General features: G+C 46.2%; 21 protein-coding genes. 9 read left to right on the forward strand and 12 right to left on the reverse strand.

Annotation, left to right across the window (positions count from 1 at the left end):
• Window positions 1-157 precede the first annotated feature (157 nt).
• Both B3S86_RS13060 and B3S86_RS13065 read left to right on the forward strand, forming a co-directional pair.
• On the forward strand, window positions 158-2,290 hold the full coding sequence (locus B3S86_RS13060) for a PAS domain-containing sensor histidine kinase (RefSeq protein WP_290753498.1): 2,133 nt from the start codon (window positions 158-160) through the stop codon (window positions 2,288-2,290).
• The gene (locus B3S86_RS13065; protein WP_056059841.1) at window positions 2,290-3,354 is read left to right on the forward strand and encodes an SDR family oxidoreductase; all 1,065 of its coding nucleotides are present in this window, start codon (window positions 2,290-2,292) and stop codon (window positions 3,352-3,354) included. Before B3S86_RS13060 ends, B3S86_RS13065 begins: the two co-directional genes overlap by 1 nt.
• Before the next feature lie 53 nt (window positions 3,355-3,407).
• Here the strand turns inward: B3S86_RS13065 and B3S86_RS13070 are convergent, their stop codons facing one another.
• Window positions 3,408-4,799, reverse strand: coding sequence for a TrkH family potassium uptake protein (locus tag B3S86_RS13070; RefSeq protein WP_035412070.1), 1,392 nt, complete (start codon window positions 4,797-4,799; stop codon window positions 3,408-3,410).
• Window positions 4,800-4,959: 160 nt separating this feature from the next.
• On the opposite strand from B3S86_RS13070, the gene B3S86_RS13075 reads away from it, so the two are divergent.
• The 3 genes from B3S86_RS13075 to B3S86_RS13085 all read left to right on the forward strand — a co-directional run bounded on the left by B3S86_RS13075 (window position 4,960) and on the right by B3S86_RS13085 (window position 6,831).
• Window positions 4,960-5,199 carry a hypothetical protein gene (locus tag B3S86_RS13075; RefSeq protein WP_023469697.1) on the forward strand — a complete coding sequence of 80 codons (240 nt, stop codon included), beginning with the start codon at window positions 4,960-4,962 and terminating at the stop codon, window positions 5,197-5,199.
• A 98-nt stretch (window positions 5,200-5,297) separates the two neighbouring features.
• A complete protein-coding gene (gene motA / locus B3S86_RS13080) occupies window positions 5,298-6,083 on the forward strand; it encodes a flagellar motor stator protein MotA (RefSeq protein ID WP_035412066.1) in 786 nt (261 codons plus the stop codon).
• The gene (locus B3S86_RS13085; RefSeq protein ID WP_035412064.1) at window positions 6,058-6,831 is read left to right on the forward strand and encodes a flagellar motor protein MotB; all 774 of its coding nucleotides are present in this window, start codon (window positions 6,058-6,060) and stop codon (window positions 6,829-6,831) included. The genes motA and B3S86_RS13085 overlap by 26 nt, the downstream gene beginning before the upstream one ends.
• A 36-nt stretch (window positions 6,832-6,867) precedes the next feature.
• On the opposite strand, the gene B3S86_RS13090 is transcribed toward B3S86_RS13085, so the two are convergent.
• The 6 genes from B3S86_RS13090 to B3S86_RS13115 all read right to left on the reverse strand — a co-directional run bounded on the left by B3S86_RS13090 (window position 6,868) and on the right by B3S86_RS13115 (window position 12,654).
• Window positions 6,868-7,401: a DUF420 domain-containing protein gene (locus tag B3S86_RS13090; protein WP_056064864.1), complete on the reverse strand. Its 534-nt coding sequence runs from the start codon at window positions 7,399-7,401 to the stop codon at window positions 6,868-6,870.
• A gap of 3 nt (window positions 7,402-7,404) precedes the next feature.
• Complete coding sequence (locus tag B3S86_RS13095; RefSeq protein ID WP_035412058.1) at window positions 7,405-8,832, reverse strand: dihydrolipoyl dehydrogenase family protein; 1,428 nt, start codon at window positions 8,830-8,832, stop codon at window positions 7,405-7,407.
• Window positions 8,829-9,206: a DUF1499 domain-containing protein gene (locus B3S86_RS13100; RefSeq protein ID WP_056064860.1), complete on the reverse strand. Its 378-nt coding sequence runs from the start codon at window positions 9,204-9,206 to the stop codon at window positions 8,829-8,831. Before B3S86_RS13100 ends, B3S86_RS13095 begins: the two co-directional genes overlap by 4 nt.
• A 93-nt stretch (window positions 9,207-9,299) precedes the next feature.
• Entirely contained in the window at window positions 9,300-10,685 is a 1,386-nt protein-coding gene (locus B3S86_RS13105; RefSeq protein WP_035412052.1) for a sensor histidine kinase, read from the reverse strand.
• A complete protein-coding gene (locus B3S86_RS13110) occupies window positions 10,682-11,374 on the reverse strand; it encodes a response regulator transcription factor (RefSeq protein ID WP_035412051.1) in 693 nt (230 codons plus the stop codon). Before B3S86_RS13110 ends, B3S86_RS13105 begins: the two co-directional genes overlap by 4 nt.
• Before the next feature lie 20 nt (window positions 11,375-11,394).
• Entirely contained in the window at window positions 11,395-12,654 is a 1,260-nt protein-coding gene (locus B3S86_RS13115; RefSeq protein WP_290753507.1) for a hypothetical protein, read from the reverse strand.
• A gap of 124 nt (window positions 12,655-12,778) precedes the next feature.
• Between B3S86_RS13115 and B3S86_RS13120 the strand changes: the two genes are divergently transcribed.
• Window positions 12,779-13,609, forward strand: a complete 831-nt coding sequence (locus B3S86_RS13120) for a Cof-type HAD-IIB family hydrolase (RefSeq protein ID WP_290753509.1) — start codon at window positions 12,779-12,781, stop codon at window positions 13,607-13,609.
• Window positions 13,610-13,660: 51 nt separating this feature from the next.
• On the opposite strand, the gene ung is transcribed toward B3S86_RS13120, so the two are convergent.
• Window positions 13,661-14,320: a uracil-DNA glycosylase gene (gene ung, locus B3S86_RS13125; protein WP_290753511.1), complete on the reverse strand. Its 660-nt coding sequence runs from the start codon at window positions 14,318-14,320 to the stop codon at window positions 13,661-13,663.
• An 80-nt stretch (window positions 14,321-14,400) separates the two neighbouring features.
• Here ung and B3S86_RS13130 point away from each other — a divergent pair, with 80 nt between their 5' ends.
• Window positions 14,401-15,126, forward strand: coding sequence for a WecB/TagA/CpsF family glycosyltransferase (locus B3S86_RS13130; RefSeq protein WP_290753513.1), 726 nt, complete (start codon window positions 14,401-14,403; stop codon window positions 15,124-15,126).
• A 56-nt stretch (window positions 15,127-15,182) separates the two neighbouring features.
• On the opposite strand, the gene B3S86_RS13135 is transcribed toward B3S86_RS13130, so the two are convergent.
• Both B3S86_RS13135 and B3S86_RS13140 read right to left on the reverse strand, forming a co-directional pair.
• A complete protein-coding gene (locus B3S86_RS13135) occupies window positions 15,183-15,815 on the reverse strand; it encodes an NAD(P)H-dependent oxidoreductase (RefSeq protein ID WP_023469709.1) in 633 nt (210 codons plus the stop codon).
• Window positions 15,816-15,961: 146 nt separating this feature from the next.
• Window positions 15,962-16,420 carry a MarR family winged helix-turn-helix transcriptional regulator gene (locus B3S86_RS13140; RefSeq protein ID WP_035412039.1) on the reverse strand — a complete coding sequence of 153 codons (459 nt, stop codon included), beginning with the start codon at window positions 16,418-16,420 and terminating at the stop codon, window positions 15,962-15,964.
• 170 nt (window positions 16,421-16,590) lie between these two features.
• On the opposite strand from B3S86_RS13140, the gene B3S86_RS13145 reads away from it, so the two are divergent.
• Together B3S86_RS13145 and B3S86_RS13150 are read left to right on the forward strand one after the other, a co-directional pair.
• Entirely contained in the window at window positions 16,591-16,851 is a 261-nt protein-coding gene (locus B3S86_RS13145) for a hypothetical protein (RefSeq protein WP_035412036.1), read from the forward strand.
• 14 nt (window positions 16,852-16,865) lie between these two features.
• Window positions 16,866-17,819 carry a LacI family DNA-binding transcriptional regulator gene (locus tag B3S86_RS13150; RefSeq protein WP_290753517.1) on the forward strand — a complete coding sequence of 318 codons (954 nt, stop codon included), beginning with the start codon at window positions 16,866-16,868 and terminating at the stop codon, window positions 17,817-17,819.
• Between the two features lie 54 nt (window positions 17,820-17,873).
• On the opposite strand, the gene B3S86_RS13155 is transcribed toward B3S86_RS13150, so the two are convergent.
• Together B3S86_RS13155 and B3S86_RS13160 are read right to left on the reverse strand one after the other, a co-directional pair.
• Window positions 17,874-18,527: a C40 family peptidase gene (locus B3S86_RS13155; RefSeq protein WP_035412031.1), complete on the reverse strand. Its 654-nt coding sequence runs from the start codon at window positions 18,525-18,527 to the stop codon at window positions 17,874-17,876.
• A gap of 220 nt (window positions 18,528-18,747) precedes the next feature.
• Window positions 18,748-21,936, reverse strand: coding sequence for an efflux RND transporter permease subunit (locus B3S86_RS13160; protein ID WP_290753523.1), 3,189 nt, complete (start codon window positions 21,934-21,936; stop codon window positions 18,748-18,750).
• Between the last annotated feature and the right edge of the window lie 12 nt (window positions 21,937-21,948).

The raw sequence follows: 21,948 nt of genomic DNA on the forward strand, positions 1-21,948 counted from the left end.
TTTTCCCCTCTACTTCGTCGTGACCTTTTTTTCACTATACTAAAATTCTTCGTTGGTTGCTTCCTTCGACAGGAAACGCGGCTCGTCTTGCAGAAGTAAACTAACGAGGAAAGACTGTCTTAAAATCCACGGTCGAAGACCAGTCAGGAGGTAGCTCATGGCAGAACATTCATCTCCTTCATCGCTACGGATCATCTATTCGACGTTACGTGCTATGAAAGAACCCGTACTTCTTGTCGATGCAGATGGAAAGATTCACTTTCATAATGACGCGTTTCAACACCAGTTCATGACCGCTCCGGATAAAGAAACGATCCAGGAACTTTTTTCGATTACGGATGATTTGTTTCCGATCCAACAGGAAACCATCATTTTGACGACACATCAGTTAACAGTCACAGCGATTGAAGAGACGGACTATTTTCTTGTCCATGTCGCTTCTCTTAAAATAGAAGACTTATTCGATTCAACGCTTGATGCTGCCTTATTCATCACAGATCCGGAGTTTCGGATTCGAGCATACAACGAGGTAGCCAGTACCTTATTCCGATTCGATCTTGCTGAAGACATCATCGGTCTAAAACCGACGATTCTCCATGACGCAAAGGAAGTCGCTACCCGCCGTCAACATCTTGAACAACTGAACTTAAAAGATTTATCAGATGAACAACTCTTCTTACTCCATGGTCGGGAAGCGGAAAATGAATGGACCTATCATCGTCTGGATGGTTCGACGTTCCATGGACGGCTTTATATGACACGTCTGCCGAATGATACGTACTTTTTACTCATTCAGGACATCACGACACAAAAACAAATCGAATGGCACCTGACGAAAAGTGAACGCCGCTTCCGACTCTTCTCGGAGTCCGTCGTCGAAGCCGTCATTTTTCATGATCATGGCATCATCATCGATGCCAACCGTGCAGCAGAGGTCATCTTCCGGACGAAGCTTGAAAAGATGAAAGGAAAAACGACACTTGAGTTGATTCATCCGGATCATCATGCGCGTGTCTTACAACGAATCGAAGAGCATCGAGAAGAGCCCTATGAAGTTCTTGGTCAACGTGCTGACGGAACTTCTGTCGAAATCGAAGTTTTCCCACGTGAAATCATCTACAACAATATTCGCATGCGCGTCGCCGTCGTTCGTGATATCACGGAACGAAAAAAAATCGAGAAAATGCTTGAACGTGAAAAAAATGCCATCATGCGTCAACGTGACATCACACAATCGATTCTTCAAGCCTCTAATGAAGGATTCCTGCTGACGGAAGAGGATGGAAGTTTCATCTTCATGAACGTCAAAGCACGCAAGTTACTTGATGTACCAGGGATTGCGCCAAGTAAGATCCAAGAACGGATCAGCTTGATCCCGAATCTTGATTTGAATACCCGATTCGATATGTTACGACAAGTCGAAGAGCTACTCGCCGGAAAACATTCTGAACTATCGTTTCGTTTTACGTTACAGCGACCGAACGAATCAAGTCCACTTTATTTTGAATTTTATGCGACGGCGATCAAGAAGGAAAAGAGTCGTATTTCTCGTCATGGTTTCTTATTCGTTTTCCGTGACCGAACTGAGGAAGCAAAGATGGATCAAGTCAAGGATGAACTTGTCAGTACCGTATCGCATGAGTTACGGACGCCACTCTCATCGATCCTTGGGTATATGGAATTGCTTCGCTACCGAGAGCAACCAGCTGATAAAATCAAACGTTATGTCGAAATCGTTCATGAAGAGACCAAACGGCTGACGACACTATTAAATGAGTTTTTAGATATTCAGCGTCTAGAGGGTGGAAAACAGGAGTATATCTTTACCTCGTTCTCATTACGCGATCTCCTCACATCGACCGTCGATGCCTATCGGGAAACCGTCGAACACCGGATTGAATTGGAACTGCCGGAAGATCCTGTACTCGTTTTTGCGGATGAGCACAAAATCAAGCAAGTCATGTTGAACTTGCTTTCGAATGCTATTAAATACTCTCCACAGGCGGATCACATCCAAGTCCGTCTCTCGGCAAACGAAGAGAAAGCGACGTTCTCCGTGGCCGATTACGGACTCGGTATTCCACAAAATGCATTCGACAAACTCTTTACGAAATTTTACCGGGTCGATAACTCGGACATCCGAAAAATTGGTGGTACCGGACTCGGTCTTGCCATCTGTAAGGAAATCATCGAATCACACGGAGGAGCGATTTCAGTTGAATCAGAAATCAATGATGGTTCGACGTTCACCGTCGTTCTCGAACGCGATCCAAGAAAGGAATGGAATTGATGCGGACCTATTTCATGACGGGTTTTCCCGGCTTTTTAGCGACCAAACTAATTGAACAACTCGCACGTATTCCAGATCAAATCGCTTGTTTTCATGTGCTTCATTTATCGTCAGAACGAAACGCAGCTGTTAAGCGACGCGATGATCTTTTAGAACGCACATCCTTGCGACCTGAGCAACTCGCGTTGCACGAAGGCGATATCACGCTCGAACAACTTGCTTTGTCGTCTGATACACGGATGATCCTGCAACAAGAGGTCACACATATCTTTCATCTCGCCGCACTGTACGATTTAGCTACGGCATATGAACCTGCCTTTCGGATCAATGTCATCGGTACCGCGAACGTGACACAGTTTGCCCACACGTGCCGTGCTTTAGAACGCTATATCTACTTCAGTACAGCGTATGTCTCCGGTCTGCGCTCCGGAACGATTCTCGAAGAGGAATTACAGGCAAGTCGCTTTAAAAATGCTTACGAAGAAACAAAATACCTTGCTGAAGTTCGCTTACGCAAAGAACTCGGAACGATTCCTTATACAATCATCCGCCCCGGCATCGTCGTTGGACATTCTGAAACAGGTGAAACACCGAAATGGGATGGTGTTTATTTCGTTTTGAACGCGATGCGTCTCCTGCAATCCTTTGCTCCTCTTCCGTATCCTGGTCGAGCAAACGCGCTCGTCCATCTCGTGCCATATGATTATGTCATTGAAGCGACTGCTTATCTCAGTCATGCACCCGTCGGAAAAAATAAGACATATCATCTGACGGATCCATTTCCACATGGCGCACGCGCGATTTTCGAGATGTTACATGTCGCCTATTATGGACGTTACCCGCGTGGTATCGTACCATTTCGGCTCATCAGTACGGCGTTGACACCCACCGTCGCAAAACGACTCCAGATGCAACGTCAGACACTCGATTATTTCATCCATCCTGTTCAATACGATACAACACAGGTCTTACGTGATTTACGAGATACTGGAATCATTTGTCCGGACCTAACAGAAACGATGCCTCGGCTCGTCCAGTATTACCAAACACACGCGACACACTAAAAAAAGTCCAATTGCTCTTCCCTAAGGGAAGTCGATTGGACTTTTTTTATCGGTTACCCGATCAACATATTTTCTTTTGGATAACGAATTGTCCGGTCTCGTTGTGCCGCAAACGTGAACAAGATCGTCAAGGATCCCACACGCCCGAGCAGCATCATGAACATGATTAAGAACTTCCCAAAGCTATTTAACTCTGGTGTCACATTCAATGATAGACCGACCGTCCCGAATGCAGAGACGGTCTCAAAGAATAGACCGATGAACGATAGATTCGGTTGACTCAACGCAAGGAGCGTCGTAATCAAAGCGATGAACAATAAACTGAAGACAGCAATCGCATACGCTTTTTGGATTGCCTGTGCTTGCACCGTCCGTCGCATCAGAACGGTCTCACGCTGTCCGCGTAGATACGTCCAGACATTCTTTAAGATGACCGCCGCCGTCGTAACCTTGATCCCGGAGCCTGTCGACGCGGAACCTGCTCCAATATACATTAAGACCATCATCAAGCCGATCGAGAGCGGCACCATCGTCGTTAAGTCGATTGTCTGGAAACCAGCCGTCCGTGTCGTGACGACTTGGAAGAATACGATATGAAGTGCATGAAAGAACGACTCGTCGCGTAATGAACCTAAGTGAGACACCCATTCATAGAGCATCATCGCTAAGACACCCAGTCCGTTAATGACGAATAACGACAGCACCATCAATTTCGAGTGTAGGGAGATTTTTTTGAAGCTTCGTTTTCCCGCGATGTCAGCAATGACCGTAAAGCCTAATCCACCAATCATCAAGAGCGCCGCGATCGTCAAGATGAACGTCGTATCTTGTTGGAAACCAATCAAGTTATCGCCCCAAAGTGCGAACCCTGCATTGTTAAAGGCAGATACGGCATGGAACAAACCGTAGTAAAGTGCTTTCCCAAAGCTATATTTGTATTGAATGAACAAATCGAGCGCAATCAAGAACATACCAACGATTTCGACAAGGACTGTCGTGACGATGATATTTCGAACAAGACGAATCGTTCCCCCTGGGCTATCGAGGTTGAACATTTCTTGGATGATGATGCGCTGACGAATTCCGATTTTTCGCCCTGTCACGCTCAGCAAGACGAGCGCAATCGTCATGAAGCCGAGCCCTCCGACCTGAATCAAGAGCATCATGATAAGTTGCCCGAACAGATTAAAGGCTTCCGCGATATTAATCGTCGATAGACCGGTAACGGTTCCGGCAGAAGTCGCGACGAACAAACAATCGATGAAGGAGATATCTTGCCCCTCCTGTTGCGAAATAGGCAACCATAACAAAAAACCACCTAGCAAAATCGTCAATGTGAAACCCGTCGCGATGAAGCGTGCCGGTTTATCGAACAACTGATGGTACATCAATTCACCCACACGACCAAAACGTGCCAGTGGTGAACGTCTTTTATGCGAGAACATCTTACTCCCCCTAGATTTTTTTCAGACAGAATTGTCTTTATCATACTCCCTCGAATTAAGAAGTTCTATCGAAATATGCAATCGACTAAACGTTTTCTTATTTTTTTGGTAAACTAGATAAAAGTGGACGTGTAATCATTAAAGGAGGTTGAGGGAAACAGTGGACCCTAAGACGGCTGATCATTCGATTGAGGATGTCTGGCGAAGGCTGGAACGGCAATCACAATGGATGCCTGCGCAATTGTATTATCAATTTGAGGAACTCTTGTCACTACATTTGGAGCAACCGATTCTAAATGAATTGTATCAAGTGTTAAAAAAATACGACGTACTGACCGATATAGAGCGTGACGAACGAAACGAAAGCATTCAAATGCTAATCGATGAAAACGGCGCTTGATTCTCGGTTTTTGGATTTCCGAGCAGAAGAAGTGTCTTCTGCTCTTTTATTTTTCGTTCTTATACGCATTACATACAGAAAGGTGGCACACATCAATCATGGATATCGTGTCGATAATCGGGATCATACTAGGTCTTATCACATTGATCGGAGGAATGATCTTAAAAGGTGCGCCTCCAGTCGCCCTACTTAACCCTGCAGCCCTCGTCATCATCTTCGTCGGGACAGCCGCTGCCATCATGATTTCCTTCCCGAAGGAACGCCTAAAGGTACTACCGGCACTGTTTAAAGTCATCTTTTTCGAACAAAAATTAATGACGAAACAAGTCTTACTCGGACAGTTTCTGACACTTTCGACGCAAGCACGGAAAGAAGGACTGCTGTCATTAGAAGCAGCTTTAGAAGAAGTCGACAATGCGTTCATGAAGCGTGGTGTCATGATGGTCATCGATGGGCAGCCATCTGAATATGTCGAGGACGTCATGACGCGCGACCTCGAAAACATGACGGAACGGCATCATGCCAATGCAAACATCTTCACGCAAGCTGGAACTTACGCTCCGACCCTTGGGGTTCTCGGTGCCGTCGTTGGTCTTGTTGCCGCTTTATCCGATCTGTCGGATATTGAAAAATTAGGTCATGCGATCTCAGGTGCCTTCATCGCGACGCTGTTCGGGATTTTCACCGGGTATGTCCTTTGGTTCCCGTTCGCAACGAAACTGAAGCAAAAATCAGCGAGCGAGATTCAACTGTACGAGATGATGATCGAAGGCATTCTGTCGATCCAAAACGGTGAATCACCAAAAAACTTAGAAGATAAGCTACTCGTGTACCTGACACCGAAGGAGCGTGCGAATTATGAAGCGGAAAAAGAAGCCGCATGACGAACATATCTCCGAAGGCTGGTTGATTCCCTACGCCGACTTATTGACCTTACTTCTAGCACTCTTCATCGTTCTTTTTGCTTCGAGTAATGTCGATGCCGTCAAGCTAAAAGCGATGTCCCAGTCGTTTAGCTCCGTCTTCAATGGTGGTTCAGGGATGATTACGAACAGCTCGCTCTCCACTCAAGAAGAAGAGGATTCGAAAAAACTCGACGCGCGAACGAAGGCACAAAGCTATGAAATCGCAGAACTCGAGAAGATTAAAGACGAAGCAAACAAATATATCAAAAATGAACAGCTCGAAAAAGACATCAAGGTGGAAATTACAAATGAAGGACTTGTCTTCACGATTCGTGACCGAGCCCTCTTCTCGCCAGCTCAAGCAGAAGTAAGAGGACGCTCGCTTCAAATCGCAGAAGGCATGAGTGCACTACTCGTCAAGGCAGGACAACGTCAGATTCAAGTCTCTGGTCATACGGATAATATCCCAATCAATACGGCACAGTATCCATCAAACTGGGAACTCAGTGCAGACCGGGCGATCAGTTTCATGCGTGCCTTACAACGTAATCCAAAGCTCGAACCAAAACGGTTTACTGTCAGCGGTTACGGAGAGTTCCAACCGATTGCGTCCAATCAAACAGAAGCCGGTCGTAGTCAGAATCGACGTGTCGAGGTATTGATTCGACCATTGATCGACTTAAAAGCAAACGTACTCGACGAAACGAAAGTTAAGTCCGGCACGTAAAAAAAGATCCTTCGTGGTTACCCACGAAGGATCTTTTCAATAATACGGACGAATCATGATATAGACGATGACGCCAGTGAAGCTGACGTATAACCAAAGCGGCATCGTAAAGCGTGTCCATTTTTTATGCTTTTCGAAATTTTGATTCACAGCATGCGCGAGTGACATCAAGACGAGCGGAACGATGACTGCAGCTAGAATGATGTGCGTAATCAAGATGAAGAAATAGATCGGACGAACAAATCCTTCTCCACCAAACTTCGTCGATTCACTGACTGCATGGTACGTGACGTATGAAATCAAGAATAGCGTTGTCGTCGTCATCGCACCACCAATGAAGCGGCGATGATTCACGCGGTTACCGCGACGAATCGAAATCCATGCGCCGAGCAACAGCATGAAGGTAAAACTATTAAAGATGGCGTTCAAAAAAGGAAGTAACGTCCAATCGAATCCTGAGTCGACTTGTACAGGTGGCGCAAAAAATAAGAGAGCCACGAGTAGGTTGATGACAAGAGTCAACAGGATGACGAGTGGGACAAAATTCCGTTTAGTAGCAGGTTGTTGCATGAATCATTCTCCTTGTTTCCAGTCGAAATAACGTTTCAACCATTTTGGGATCGGACCAGCGAATAAACGCTCACGCCAGTAGACATCAGCAGCACGCTGAACGGCAGCACCACGAATCGGATACGGATGCACGACACGTGACAGTTGACCGACCTTATCTTTACGTGCCATTGCATAGACGACTTCTTGCATCCACTCGCCGGCTTGTTCTCCGATCGCATGTGCCCCGATCAGTTTCCCGCGTTTATCGGCGATGAGCTTGACGCGCCCTTCCGTCTGACCATTGATGACGAAACGATCCACTTCATCGAGACCCGTCTGGTAGACTTTGATGTCACCGTGTTTCTTACGTGCTTCTTCTTCTGTCAAACCGAGATGGAACAATTCAGGCGTTGTGAATGTTACCCACGGGACCGCTCGATAATCAGGTTTCGTCCGTAAACCGAACAAAGCATTTGTGACGACGGTTTTTCCTTCTAGTCCTGCGACGTGCGTAAACGGTAAGGAATCAATCGTATCTCCGACGGCAAAGATATGCCGCTGACTTGTCCGGAGCGAACCGTCGACTTGGACGAATCCTTTTTCGACATGAACACCAGCCCGGTCAAGACGTAACGCCTCGATGCGTGGCTTACGACCGACCGCGACAAGAACGGCATCCGTTTCGATGACACGTGATTCCCCATTTGCTTCGACCGTCACTTCGATGCCTCCAGCTGACTTGCGGACATGCGTGACCTTCGTATCGAGATGCAACGTCAATTCTTGCTCGAGCTGACGTTGAATGACTTCGACCATGTCACGATCTTCTTTTCCGAGCAGCGTCTTCATGCCCTCGATAACTGTGACTTCCGTTCCGAGGTGCGCGTAAGCTTGCGACAGCTCAAGACCGATCGCCCCACCACCAATAACGAGCAGCCGCTCAGGACGCTCTGTTAATTCAAAGATCGTCTCGTTCGTTAAATAATCGATCGTATCTAGTCCATCAATCGGTGGAATGATCGGTTGGGATCCTGTTGAGATCGCAAACTTTTCACCAACGACAAGCTGTCCCGCTACTTCGACTTCATGTGCACTAAGGAATGTCGCTTCTCCGATATAGACATCGACACCAAGATCTTCAAATCGTTTCGTTCCATCATGTGATTGAATGATGTTACGCGCACGATCAACGCTTGCTTTCGTTTTGGAATAGACCGCGTCTCCGTTCAGCGTCACGTTGTATTTTTCAGCCGTCCGCTTCATGACGTGCACGTCGTGTGCGGCTTCAATCAAAGCCTTTGAAGGAACACAACCATAATGGAGACAATCTCCACCTAGATGTGCATGACGTTCAATCAGGGCAACATGTGCACCAAGACTTGCTGCACCGGCAGCAATCGTCATTCCGGCTGCACCACCACCGATGACAACTAATTGATAGGTCTTCATCGCAAACCCTCCTCATACCGACGTGTGATGTCTTCCATCCGTTTACGGTTGACGCCCCAGTCAGAGTATCCGACACGTGATGCCGAACGGAAATGAATCACTTGCGCGGCTTCATCGAAGTAAAATTCGACGTCATCCTTGAAGCGAAAGACTTTACTCGTGAAGATGGCATGGATGTATGTTCCTTCCTCCTTAACGATTTTGACTCGGTCGAGGCTTTGTAGAATACGTAAGAGGTGGAACTTCGAATCCGCAAGCGTTCCTTTGAACGGGAGCGGACGCATTTTCATATCCTGTAGATCGGTTTGAGTAGATACCGCATTCGGTTTTCCGGAGAGCGGTTGAAGCGTACCATTTGAAACACCAAGTGCCATGACTGATTCCTCCGTTTCCTATCATCTGATCCATTTCGTACTATAATCTACTTTACTTTACCAGTTTCTGTTTCACTCTGCCTGTCTGAGTGTTTACGCTTTCGTGACAGGGAGCAGAATCGTCGCGATGACGCCGCCTTCTGGCTGATTGTCGATGAATAGCTTGCCTTCATGTGCTTCAACAAGCTCTCGACAAATCGATAGCCCGAGTCCCGTTCCGCCCTTTCCTTTTTGCACTTGATAAAACTTTTCCGTGACATGACGTAGGTGTTCTTTCGGAATACCAGGTCCTTCGTCACTGAAAGAAAGGAATAACACACGCTCGGAACGAACGAGTCGAACCGTAATCGCTCCTCCAATTGGTGAAAAACGGATTGCATTATCAAGCAGGTTCAAGAAGACTTGTTTCAATCGGTTTTCGTCGTATAGACCAATGACTTGCGCCGGTAACTTTTGCACAATCTGAACATTTTTCTCTTCCAGCTTTTGCCGTAGTTGCGCTGCGACGGTCTCGATGATTTCCGTTAAGTTGACTTCCTGACGGTATAGGACGAGACGACTCGTCTCGAGTTTTGAGAAATCGAGTAACTGTTCAACGAGCGAAATCAAACGCTCCGTCTCTGAATGAATGATGCCCATCCCAAGCGACGCCTCTTCCGGCAACTGATCCTGTTCGACGAGTAACGTCTCACTCCAGCCTTTGATCGATGTCAACGGTGTCCGTAACTCATGGGAGATACCCGAAATGAATTCATCTTTCAATGTTTCCTGTTGTTTGATCTGTTGCCCCATATAATTGATCGTCCGTGCTAGTTCTCCAAGTTCGAACGAATACTCCTCGTTCACCTTAACGTCGTAATGTTGTTTCGCGATTTGGTCCGACGCACCGATTACCTCTTGGATAGGTCGAACGATCGAAGACACCAGACGTGAGGAATAAATGAAGGCAAGTCCCCAAACTACTGTACCCAAGAGGACGATCGCTAAACAAATTTCAATCACACGTCGGTCGATTCGTTCAAGCGATGTCGTATAACGGAGCGCTCCCGTCGTCTGACCGAATGACACGACAGGTTCCGTCACTTCCAGCAAATGCTCTCCCGTCGCCTCATCGTCATATCGTTTCGTGACGGTTTGACCCGCTCTTACTTGATTGACTGCCTCTCGCGTCAATTTACGTTGCGAAATGAACCCTGTCGAGGAATAGCGCGGAATGCCTGTCGCATCCAACACTTCGATTTCTGCATCTGGATAGGCATAAGAATCGAGTACATCATGAATCGTCGCTTCTGAATCCGTGTAATCATAAGCGAGACCACTATTTGCAAACAACACCGCACTCGCATTCGCATGACGTTTCAAGACATCCGTCGCCGTCACGTAATAATAGTTATAGGTCACGAATGAGAGAATCCCGATGACAAGTAGGACCGTCACCGTGATGATCGTCATGAACCGCATTAATATCTGGCGCTTCATTCTTCGTTACGCCACTTGTATCCATGTCCCCACAGTGTCTCGATGAACTTCGGTTCCGCTGGATTTTCTTCGATTTTTTGACGAAGACGGCGAATGTTGACATCGACTGTCTTTCGATCGCCGAAATAGTTCTCGCCCCATACCGCATCGAGTAGTTCATCTCGCGACATGACTTGATCCTCATTTTTAATGAAATGACAAAGTAAATCATATTCAGTCGGCGTCACTTCGACGTCAATGCCGTCTTTTTGGACACGCTTCGCTCCTAAATCAATTCGGAACGGTCCAGAAACAAGTTCACGCGGCTGTTTTCTGCGGCGTAATGTCTCTACCCGTCGCAGGAGCGACTGGATACGTGCGAGTAATTCTGCTGGACTGAACGGCTTCGCGATGTAGTCATCGGCCCCTACGCTTAGTCCCATGACTTTATCTTCTTCTCGCGTCCGTGCCGTCAGCATGATGATCCCGACCACTTCATCCTTCGCCCGCGCCTGTTCACAGACAGCGAAACCATCGACTTCTGGCATCATGATATCCAGTAACAGAATATCAAAGGTTTGTTGATCAAATTGCGCGAGTGCCTCTTTTCCGTTTTCCGCTTCAATGACGTCATAGCCTGCCCGTTTCAAATTGATGACGATGAAACTGCGAATCGCGTGTTCATCCTCGGCTACTAGTATTTTGGTCATTCTTTTCTCCCCCTGATTCTTTATTCCACGAGTGTGACACGATTGACGAACATTTCATAATCCTTCGTCGCATCGATCACATAGACATAATCGATGCCCTCTTTAATTTTTCGTTTTTGGTCACTAGCAATGTATTGATTCTTTGGAATGATCTCTAATTCAAAATCAACCTGCTTCGTATCCCGATTGATGAAACGAACGCGATTTTCACGTTTTTCGATCGTTTCCCGTGTCGCCCAATTGGCCGGGAAACGCATAACGAAATTGTATTCCTGATCAATGTACTGCTCTTCCCGTAGTTCGAATCCACTCTCAAGAAATGGCGGATTGTCCGATCCATTCCATGTGTAGTACGCGGTGATACGTGGTTTCGGCTCACCTTCACGCCCTTCACTACCGCCCGGCGTATATTGATGACCGAACTCGACGATTCCGTCTTGATCGACATCCTTCGGAAACGTATACATCGGTTCAACGATCTCATCGACTTGACCGAAGCGCACTTGTTCCAACGTATCGTTCGCTAAACGGAATAATGCGATGTGCATCTTAGCATCACGTGTATAAGAGACAATCAAGCCTTTATTGCGCGCAGCATTGATCGTATCGACTTCAAATAAATCATGTTCTGCGAATAAATCGCCATCTTTTGTCGCTAGCGTCGTCTCTTGACGCTTTTTCGACAAGATATCCTTATAATAGATCAAACGAGATGGACTTCCCTTTTGTAGAAGCACCATATCTCGCTCGCGATCTTGATTCAAATCATCCACCGACAGGCGGTCATACCGATCCACCTTCGTGACATCTCGTTGCTTCGACAACAGCTGTTCAATGATATATAACGTGCTTTCACCATAACTGGTAATCCCGATGACTAAATGGTTTTGTTTATGTTGCGCGTCAGATACGACTTCGAGTCGATCGATGGCTCGCCCATCAGCAACTGTCTGCCGTGTCACAAGTCGCCATTTTTCACCTTGTCGTTCATGAACGAGAAGATGAATCGTGAAACGTCCATCCTGCTCACTACGGTAGAAGGTGATCGCCTCATCCTTACCGTTTCGATCTAAATCAACGAGTTCGTATAGACGGGATACTGCTTGATTTCGTGGCGCCACGATTTCTGCCTGTTTCGGCAAATCGCGGTCAATCCGCTCTTTCAACGACTGCTCCCATGCCGGAAGGGACGGATGTTGGAGTAGAGAGGCGGGATGCGGAAACATCGTACTGCATCCTGCTAATAATAGACTTGATATGATCATGAAGAGATATTTCATAAAGTTGGAATCCTTTCCGTACGGGCTCTGTTTCCACTTTATCATACTCTCTCAATGGAGAGTATATTGTCGAATGGGACACAAGTTGTTACGATATACAGATAATTGAAAGGGGTTTGAATGTATGACGTACAAAATGATTGTTCTCGATTTAGATGATACCTTGTTGACAAGTGATCATACGATTTCACCACGTACGAAAGAAGCCTTACTTGCTGCGCAACGTCGTGGGAAGAAAGTCGTTCTTGCAAGCGGTCGTCCGACATATGCGATGCTTGATCTTGCAGAAGAACTAGAACTCGCACGATACGGAAGCTACATCCTGAGCTTCAACGGAGCTTCGATCATCGATTGCAAAACGAACGAATCACTTTTCCTCAGTACCCTCTCTCCGGAGACGGTCCATGGTCTTTATGATGTAAGTAAACGGGAGGATGTCTACATTCACACGTATGTCGGACATGAGATTCTGACAGAACAACCGAACGAGTATACGACACTCGAAGGACAATTGACTGGTATGGACGTCATTCCCGTCGCTGATTTTAAAACAGCGATTCAAACACCTGTCGTCAAGTGTTTAATGATGGCAGAAGAGACACACCTCGCGCGGGTCGAGCAGACGCTTCAACAAGAGCTTGCAGGGGAACTCGCGGTTGCTCGCTCAAAGCCATTTTTCCTTGAATTCACGGAAGACGGTGTCACAAAAGGCACAAGCCTTGCCTTACTGTCTGAGAAGCTTGGTATCGCTCAGGAAGAAGTCATTGCTTGTGGAGACGGCAACAACGATCTATCGATGATCGAATGGGCAGGTCTTGGCGTCGCGATGGCGAATGCAGCCGATACCGTTAAAGAAAAAGCCCAGTATATGACTGCTTCGAACGATGAAGATGGTGTCGCCCTCGTCGTCGAAAAGTTCATGATGGATGAAGAACCGACTATCTCAAGTCACTGAGTAACTCAAAAAAGCGTGTGTTCCGCATTCAACGGAACACACGCTTTTGATTTACGATAAACACCAGTCAATTGGCTCTCTTCCCTGCTCTTTCAGCCAAGCATTCGTTTGCGAATAAGGTTTGCTACCGAAAAATCCTCGGCTCGCTGATAAGGGACTTGGATGAACGGCTTCGAGAACAAGATGACGATTCGTATCAATCAGCACCTTTTTACTCTTCGCGTGATTTCCCCATAGGATGAACACGATCGGTTGTGTCTGTGTTCCTAGGACTTCAATGACCCGATCCGTGAATGATGCCCAGCCTTTTTTAGCATGCGATCCCGCTTTTCCTTCTTCAACCGTGAGCGACGTATTCAGTAAAAAGACACCTTGTCGTGACCAAGCTTCGAGATTTCCGGATGTAGGAGCCGGACAACCGATATCCGCGACGAGTTCCTTATACATGTTTCGAAGGGACGGCGGGATCGGAACTCCGTCATGGACAGAAAAGCTGAGTCCGTTCGCTTGTCCTGGACCATGGTAGGGATCTTGTCCTAAAATGACGCACCGGACGTCTTCCAGTGCGACCGCATCAAACGCATGAAAGATCCGCTCTTTCGGAGGATAGACGGTCGTCGTTTGATAGGCTTCCTTCAAAAAAGCCCACAACTCCTGAAAATAAGGTTTTTCCTTTTCTTCTTTTAACACCGTTTGCCAAGATGGATGCACATGGATCCGCTCCTTTTTCAGTCTCAAGTCGCTGTTCGTACGTCTTGATTCTGCTATGATGGATGATGAGGTGGGAAACTATGATTCAGACAAAACAATTATTTGGACTACCATTCGTCGATGCGACACCTTCGCAATGGTATACCCATATTAAAACAATCTTACACGACCGCGGAAAAGCCTTTCTTGTCACGGCGAATCCTGAGCTCGTGTTGCGTGCATTGCGCGAACCTTCTTACGAAGCCATTTTACGGCAGGCGACGTTTATCACACCAGATGGAATTGGTGTGACCGCTGCCAGTAAACGAATGGGAGCGCCCCTCACTGCGACATTGCCAGGGATCGAGACGGCACGTGAACTATTGCGGACGGCAGATGCACTGAAGAAGCGTGTCTTTTTGCTTGGTGGACGCCCGGAAGTTATGAAATCGTTGATCCATCAGTTATCGATTCGTTTTCCGAACATCCGCTTCGTCGGAACGTTTCACGGTTTTGGAAGGACAGAGGAAGCAACGCAAGCGATCGCAGAAGTACAAGCTGATCTTATCCTCGTCGCACTCGGTGCGCCAAAACAGGAGGAATGGATCGCTTCTGTTTATGATCAAGTCGATCACGGCATCTTCATCGGTGTCGGTGGTGCATTCGATGTCTGGTCCGGACATAGTAAGCGTGCTCCAAAATTATTCCGTCGCCTCAAGCTAGAGTGGCTCTATCGTATCTCGACGCATCCCCGCGGCTTTGAGAAATTAAAAGATTTGTTGCTCTTCCTGACGCTTGTGCTTCGCAAAAAATCAACGCTCTCTTAACTCAATACAAATACAAAAAGGCTCCCGACACGGCGGGAGCCTTTTTTACGCTTATCTTATGCGTTGACAGTCGAGAATGAACGACCGAGTTCTTTCGCTTTTGCGATTGCTGCTTCTTTGATTTCTTCTGCTTTTTCTGGGTTCATCGCCATACCTTCGATGAAGAGGGCATCGTAGTCTGTTACACCAGTGAAAGCAAGTGCTTGACGGAGGTAGTCATCACCGAAGTTAAGACCAGATCCTGTGTACACGCCACCTGTCGCTTGGATGTGGAGTGCTTTTTTGCCTTCCATCAAACCTTTAGGACCTTCTGCAGTGTAAGCGAATGTTTTACCTGCAAGAAGTACGCTGTCGATGTACATTTTGAGACGTGCTGGGAAAGAGAAGTTCCACATTGGTGTGACGAAGACATACTCATCTGCTTCCATGTATTGTTCGAGATGTTTTGTCATCGTACCAACTTTTGCGATCTCCACTTCTGTTAATTCTTCGCCTGTTGCGAATTTGCCCCATGCGCTTAACACGTCTGTGTCGATTTCTTGGACTGTTTCGTTATATAGGTCAAGAACTTCTACTTCAGCTGAAGGATTCGCTGCTTTGTAGCTTTCGAGGAATGCTTCACCGACTTGAAGGCTGAAAGAGTGTTCTGTAGCTTTTGGGTTAACAGTTACATAAAGTAATTTAGTCATTATTATTTCTCCCTTTTATTTAAAGTAAATTCTGTAAATAAACATACCAACCACCTTTTCGTTTGTCAATTAGTTTGACTTTTGATTGTAGAAAAAAAAGCTCAAGTCCGTGACTTGAGCCTTTTCCATCATATGAGTGCTAATCCTTATGCATTTTCGAGCGGCGTATAATGTTCGGCTCGTAAACCGATTCGTTTCAATTGATCAATCAACTGTTCCTTTTCCGACACTGACAAATCCTTGAACAAGTCTGCTAAAAAGGCTTCATGCTTCGGGAATGTCTCTTCCATCAGTTCGCGTCCAGCTTCCGTTAATGTTCCAAACGTGACACGACGATCCGTCGCACATGATTTTCGCGCAATCAATCCACGCTTTTCGAGTTTATCGACGACATACGTCACACTGCCGCTCGTTAACAGAATTTTATCGCCAATCTGTTGTAAAGGCGTATCCCCTTTGTGGTAAAGCAATTCCAGGACTCCGAATTCCGATAAATTCAACTGATGTGTTTTGATGTCTGCCTTTACTTGCTCCGTCACCGCATGCATCGTCCGAGATAGAACAACGAGCATTTTTAATGCCAGCTTCGAGTCTGTCGATTCCATTTTACGTTCGCCCCTCTTTGTGTTGTATCGTCACAATCATAGACTTCTTTGTCTACTCGGTCAATTCTTGCTGAATTTTCTCAATCAATCCATTGCTCAAAATAGTTCTTGCCGTGAAACGCGTTTCATACCCTATCGTCTTGATATACACTAAAAAGGAGGTAATCATCATGTCGATCCATACTCGGTTAACCCAGCTATTCAAGCGGAATGTTGCTTTTGAATGGGCGATTGAACAATTGCACACACCAGCAGGCTATTATTTGTGTCAACACACGTTGGTTGATCAATATCCTGATTTGTCTCCTCAAGAAAAAACACGACTGCTCTCAAAAATCAATGAATTGGCTGAACAGACATCTCCATTCTCGGCTCCCGTCTCCCGACAGGATTGGCGCCGACTTGAACAACGATTATCTCGCCAGACCTAAAGGAGGGATGCGCGATGACGAACATCCGAGACTTGGCACGTGAAGCAAACGTGTCCGTCACGACAGTCTCACGTGTACTAAATGATCACCCATACGTGGCGAACGAGAAGCGACAAGCTGTCCGAGAAGCGATAGTAAAACTTGGCTATATCCGTAATCAAACCGCTGTCCATCTTTCGACGGGCATGACGAAGACGGTCGGTGTCATGCTCCCATTCGTTGATCATCCATATCACGCCGCCATTCTCCAAGGCATCGCACAAGCGGCTTTTGACGCCAGTTATCGTTTCTTGACATGGCAAACGAATTATGTGGAAACGCATGAGCAACTCGCTCTTGATGCGCTAGCGCAACAGGAGATCGACGCACTCATCGTCGTGTCGCACAGCCTTCCGTTATCAGCGATTTTACCGTACGAACGCTATGGACCGATTGTCTTTTGTGAACACCACGAAGACGTCGCTGCTGTCTATATCGATCACTATACGGCCTTTCAACAGGGACTTGCACATCTACGACAACAAGGACATACAAGCATTGGTATTTGTCTCTGGCGCCCCGACAGTACGAATAGTTTGGCGCGTAAACATGCGTATCAAGAAGTTGTCAGTGACACGTTCGTCTATGAACAGACATTGACGATCGAAGATGGTGCGAACGTCGCAAGGCGCTGGATGCAACAGAAACAACGACCGAGCGCCATCTTGACTGCCAGTGATCACGTTGCCGCGGGACTGATCTTGGAACTACGAAAACAAGGCTATCAGGTCCCGGGAGATCTCTCTGTCATTGGCTTTGATGGAAGTGAACTCGCTGAAGTCTTATCGATGACGACGATCGCGATTCCATATGCTACGATCGGACGACATGCTTTTCAGCTAACAGTTCGAAACGATATGAATATTCGTCCGCAAATCGAAGTACCGTCAACGTTCATTGCTGGAACGACCGTTCTTCCTTATACCTGAATCCATATAAAAAAGCGACGAGTTCATCGATTTGAATTCGTCGCTTCATTTCGTTTAAAGTGCCCCTGCTGCTACATACCGTGATCCCCAGTAGCCGCCACGGAACGATTCTTTGACAACTCTTCCATAATACGAGTTCGCATTGATCATCGTACTCCCATCGACAGCGATCCCAACGTGCTGAATGCCACTACCGTGTGTAAAGAAGACGAGATCTCCGGCGCCAGGAGCTGTACGTTTCGTCGATGAATACTGAGCAGCTGCTGTGCGCGGAAGTGATTTTCCTAGTGCTTGATAGACGTAACGTGTAAATCCAGAGCAATCGAAGCTAACTGGACCCGTCGCGCCAAAAACATAAGGGCGTCCTTTAAGACCTTCCGCTACCGATACGATTGTTGACCCTGTTTTGCTCAATCCTTTTGTTGCTTTTGCATTGTATGCTTTCGTATACATCGAAGCGATATACGCTGTTTTTCCTTGATGACGAATTTGGTACCAATCTTTCACTTTTCCGCTCACTGCCACGGACTGTCCAAGTTTCAATTGACCGACTCGCTTACTCGATGCTGTCGCTTTCGCTCGGATATTTAACACATCCACGGAGATCGTGACTTTCTTACTCGTTGCGGCTTGTGTTGATGACGGAACGAGTGTCCAGCTACTGATTAGTAACGTTAAGGTTAGCAAAACGCGAGTGACAGTTTTCATCGATTCATTCTCCTCTTATGTATGAGTATAATATGCACTTGAATTGTCAGATAATTTCTGTTTTTATCCTATCACGTTCCAGATTTTCATCATGTTACAGTTATTTAACGCGAATTCTTTTTTGTAATACTTTTGTAACAAAACAAAAAAACAGATATGCTGAATGGCTTATTCTCGCCATTTCTGCATATCTGTCCGTTTTAGTGATTTAATCGTTTTTTCAAGAATCAATTGACTTCTTTTTTCGGAAACGTGCTAAGAATTCGTACACGATTGGAACGATAAGAAGTGTCAACAATGTCGAACTTGTAAGTCCACCGATGACCGTCACGCCTAATCCTTTTGAAATTAATGCGCCACCTTCGAGTCCAAGGGCGAGTGGTGCAAGGGCACCGATCGTCGCAAGGGCTGTCATCAAGATTGGACGTAAACGTGTACCTGCTGCATCGAGTAGTGCTTGACGCGTCGATAAACCTTCTGCTTCTTTATGAATGACACGGTCGATCAAGACGATCGCATTTGTCACGACGATCCCAATCAACATCAAGGCACCGATTAAGGACGATACAGAAATCGTCTCGCCTGTAATCAGAAGTGCAACGAGCCCACCGATGATTGCGAATGGAAGTGAGAACAAGATGACGAGTGGCGTCAATGCTCCTCCGAACGTAATGACAAGGACGAGATAGACGATGGCTACAGCTGCTGCCATTGCTAGACCGAGTTGTGTGAATGATTCTTGGATCTGTTCAGTAACTCCACCTTGCTCATATGAGACACCCGTTGGACGATCGATATTCTTGACGGATTTTTCAATCGCTTGAGAAGCTTCTGTTGCTTTATCCGTTTTCAGTTCTGCTGTCACAGTAGCAACGAGTTTTCCATCGCGTTCGTTGAGTGAGTCAGGTGTCGTTCCTTTTTTCACTTCAACAAAATCGGACAGTTTACGAACACCAAGTGGTGTCACGACATCTGTCTCTTCCAAGTCTCGTATCGAATCATATGTCGTTTGTTCGTTTGGAACGATGACATCGAGTTCCTTCCCATCCACCTTAATAGTAGAAAGTGGTTTTTCCTCACCTTGGACATTCGCGATACCTTGTGCGAGTTGTGCTGTTGAAATACCGAACTCAGCCGCTTTTTGCTGATCGACTTCGAACGTATACTGCGTATAAGCTTCTTTTAAATCTGTCGTTACTTTTCGAACATATTTCGTTTCGCCTTCGATCGCATCGACGAATTTCGGTGTAACTTTTTCTAAATCTTCAATGTTATTCGCGAAGATCGAGTACGAGACACCTGACGACGCAGCTCCACCACTAAAGTCTTGCTCTTTCCATTCTCCTGTCGGAATGTCGGCATTCAACTGCTTGATTGCTGTCTGTTTAACATCTGCGAAATCTTCTGTGTCTGGATCATACTGGACGATAAAGACACCTTGTTTTGTATTCCCTGGGTTCAATGGATTTTCTCCACCGACGGTAAACTGAAGATTGTCGATATTTTTTTGTTTGTTGAAATAATCTTCTGCTTGATCAGCTGCTTTTAACGAATCATCCAACGTTTGTCCTGGTTTTGGATTGTACGTGACATACAGTGTTTTTTCTCCTTCTTGATTCAAGAAGTTGACACCAATTGTTGGTACAAGTGCAAAACTTCCGATCAATAGTAGGACGGATAGTCCAAAGACGATGAATTTATGGTTCAACGACCAATTCAGCATACGACGATAACCGTTCGCTAACTTCCCACCTTCTTCTTTTTCTGGTTTTGGTGCCTTACCGCGCTTAAAGAGCGAGTCCGCAAACATCGGAACGACCGTGACCGCTACGATCAAGGACGCAAATAGTGCAAAGACGACTGTCAATGCGAACGGTAAGAAGAGTTCTCCGACGAATCCCGTAACAAATCCGAGTGGTAAGAATACAGCAATCGTAACGACCGTTGACGATGCGATTGGAATGAATACTTCTCGTGTTGCACTGATGATCAGTTCTTTTCCTTTTAACTTTTCTGTCGGATCCGTCAAACGACGGTAAATATTTTCGATGACGACGATGGAATCATCAACGACTCGACCAATTGCGACCGTCATTGCCCCAAGCGTCATGATATTTAAAGAAATATCCATCTGCTTCAGCACAAGAATCGCCATCAGAAGAGATAGTGGAATCGAAATGACTGCGATGATCGTTGATTTGATGTTTCGAAGGAACAGCAAAATGATGACGATGGCAAATAATGCACCAATCAGTGCCTTACTAATCATCGTTGAAACGGATTCCTCGATTGGTTTCCCTTGATCAAGTGTCACAGATGCATTGACCGTTCCGTTTTCTTTTTCAAAGTCTTTAATCGTCTGCTTGACGCCATTGACGACATCAACCGTATTTGCGTCCTGCGATTTCGTCACTTGAACACCAATCGATCTTTCGCCATTCGAACGAGAAATCGATTCTTCAATCCCTTTGTCTTCAATCGTCGCGACTTGCGACAACGTGACAGTTGGTACTTGTGTTGGTGCTTGAGTTGCTTGTCCCGACGTAGCACCTGTCGATGGTGTCGTTTGGGATGCTGCCTCTCCTGTTGCTGATGGTGCTTGCCCTGCTTGCCCTGCTTGCCCTGCTTGCCCTGCTTGCCCTGCTTCAGGAGTATTCGCTGCTGGCGGTGTATATGGAAGACGAAGATCTTTTAATTCTTTGACCGTCGTTGCTTTTCCATCTAGTACAACTGCCTGTTCTTTATCTCCTAGCTCGTACAAACCAAGCGCTAAACGTGAATCATTAGCTTGAATTAATTGTTTCGCATTCTCTTCTGTTAAACCGTAACGTTCGAGTTTTTTCTCATCAAATTGAATCTCAATTCGACGAATTTCTTGACCTGCAACTTGAACCGTTTGAGCACCTTCGATTCCCTCAAGCTTCGGTTGAAGTTCGTTTTCGACGAGTTTCGTCAACTCAGACAGAGAGCGTTCCTTGTCTGAGACAGCGAATCCGATGACTGGAAATGCATCAAAGGAAATCCGTGATACTTGTGGCTCTTGGACACCTTCTGGTAGTTCTACGTTTGAAAGAGCTTCTTTTACCTTTTGCTCTGCTTCTTCCATGTCTGTACTGAAGTTGTAGTCAATTTGTAAGTTCGATGCATTTTGGAAGGACGTCGAACGTACAGTATCGACACCTGGTAAATTTTCGACCTTACTTTCAAGTTCTCGACTGACTTCATCTAAAACCTGTTCTGGTGTAGCACCCGGATAAATCGTCGTCACGGACACGGTTGGTGTCGTGATGTCTGGCAATGTCTCAAGCTTCATCGATGTTCCCGCATAAATACCGGCAACCGTGATGATGATCGTCATAAGCCAGAGGGCAAACTTATTGTTCACCGAAAACTGGATGATCTTTTTCATCGTATGGTTCTC

This window comes from Exiguobacterium sp. UBA3968, from assembly GCF_002385115.1.
In the GTDB taxonomy this organism is placed as follows: domain Bacteria; phylum Bacillota; class Bacilli; order Exiguobacteriales; family Exiguobacteriaceae; genus Exiguobacterium_A.

Bases quoted from the DNA above. Each gene is read 5' to 3' on its own strand.
- B3S86_RS13060 (WP_290753498.1), top strand. From the start codon at position 158: ATGGCAGAACATTCATCTCCTTCATCGCTACGGATCATCTATTCGACG.
- B3S86_RS13065 (WP_056059841.1), top strand. From the start codon at position 2,290: ATGCGGACCTATTTCATGACGGGTTTTCCCGGCTTTTTAGCGACCAAA.
- B3S86_RS13070 (WP_035412070.1), bottom strand. From the start codon at position 4,799: ATGTTCTCGCATAAAAGACGTTCACCACTGGCACGTTTTGGTCGTGTG.
- motA (WP_035412066.1), top strand. From the start codon at position 5,298: ATGGATATCGTGTCGATAATCGGGATCATACTAGGTCTTATCACATTG.
- B3S86_RS13085 (WP_035412064.1), top strand. From the start codon at position 6,058: ATGAAGCGGAAAAAGAAGCCGCATGACGAACATATCTCCGAAGGCTGG.
- B3S86_RS13090 (WP_056064864.1), bottom strand. From the start codon at position 7,401: ATGCAACAACCTGCTACTAAACGGAATTTTGTCCCACTCGTCATCCTG.
- B3S86_RS13095 (WP_035412058.1), bottom strand. From the start codon at position 8,832: ATGAAGACCTATCAATTAGTTGTCATCGGTGGTGGTGCAGCCGGAATG.
- B3S86_RS13100 (WP_056064860.1), bottom strand. From the start codon at position 9,206: ATGGCACTTGGTGTTTCAAATGGTACGCTTCAACCGCTCTCCGGAAAA.
- B3S86_RS13105 (WP_035412052.1), bottom strand. From the start codon at position 10,685: ATGAAGCGCCAGATATTAATGCGGTTCATGACGATCATCACGGTGACG.
- B3S86_RS13110 (WP_035412051.1), bottom strand. From the start codon at position 11,374: ATGACCAAAATACTAGTAGCCGAGGATGAACACGCGATTCGCAGTTTC.
- B3S86_RS13115 (WP_290753507.1), bottom strand. From the start codon at position 12,654: ATGAAATATCTCTTCATGATCATATCAAGTCTATTATTAGCAGGATGC.
- B3S86_RS13120 (WP_290753509.1), top strand. From the start codon at position 12,779: ATGACGTACAAAATGATTGTTCTCGATTTAGATGATACCTTGTTGACA.
- B3S86_RS13130 (WP_290753513.1), top strand. From the start codon at position 14,401: ATGATTCAGACAAAACAATTATTTGGACTACCATTCGTCGATGCGACA.
- B3S86_RS13135 (WP_023469709.1), bottom strand. From the start codon at position 15,815: ATGACTAAATTACTTTATGTAACTGTTAACCCAAAAGCTACAGAACAC.
- B3S86_RS13140 (WP_035412039.1), bottom strand. From the start codon at position 16,420: ATGGAATCGACAGACTCGAAGCTGGCATTAAAAATGCTCGTTGTTCTA.
- B3S86_RS13145 (WP_035412036.1), top strand. From the start codon at position 16,591: ATGTCGATCCATACTCGGTTAACCCAGCTATTCAAGCGGAATGTTGCT.
- B3S86_RS13150 (WP_290753517.1), top strand. From the start codon at position 16,866: ATGACGAACATCCGAGACTTGGCACGTGAAGCAAACGTGTCCGTCACG.
- B3S86_RS13155 (WP_035412031.1), bottom strand. From the start codon at position 18,527: ATGAAAACTGTCACTCGCGTTTTGCTAACCTTAACGTTACTAATCAGT.
- B3S86_RS13160 (WP_290753523.1), bottom strand. From the start codon at position 21,936: ATGAAAAAGATCATCCAGTTTTCGGTGAACAATAAGTTTGCCCTCTGG.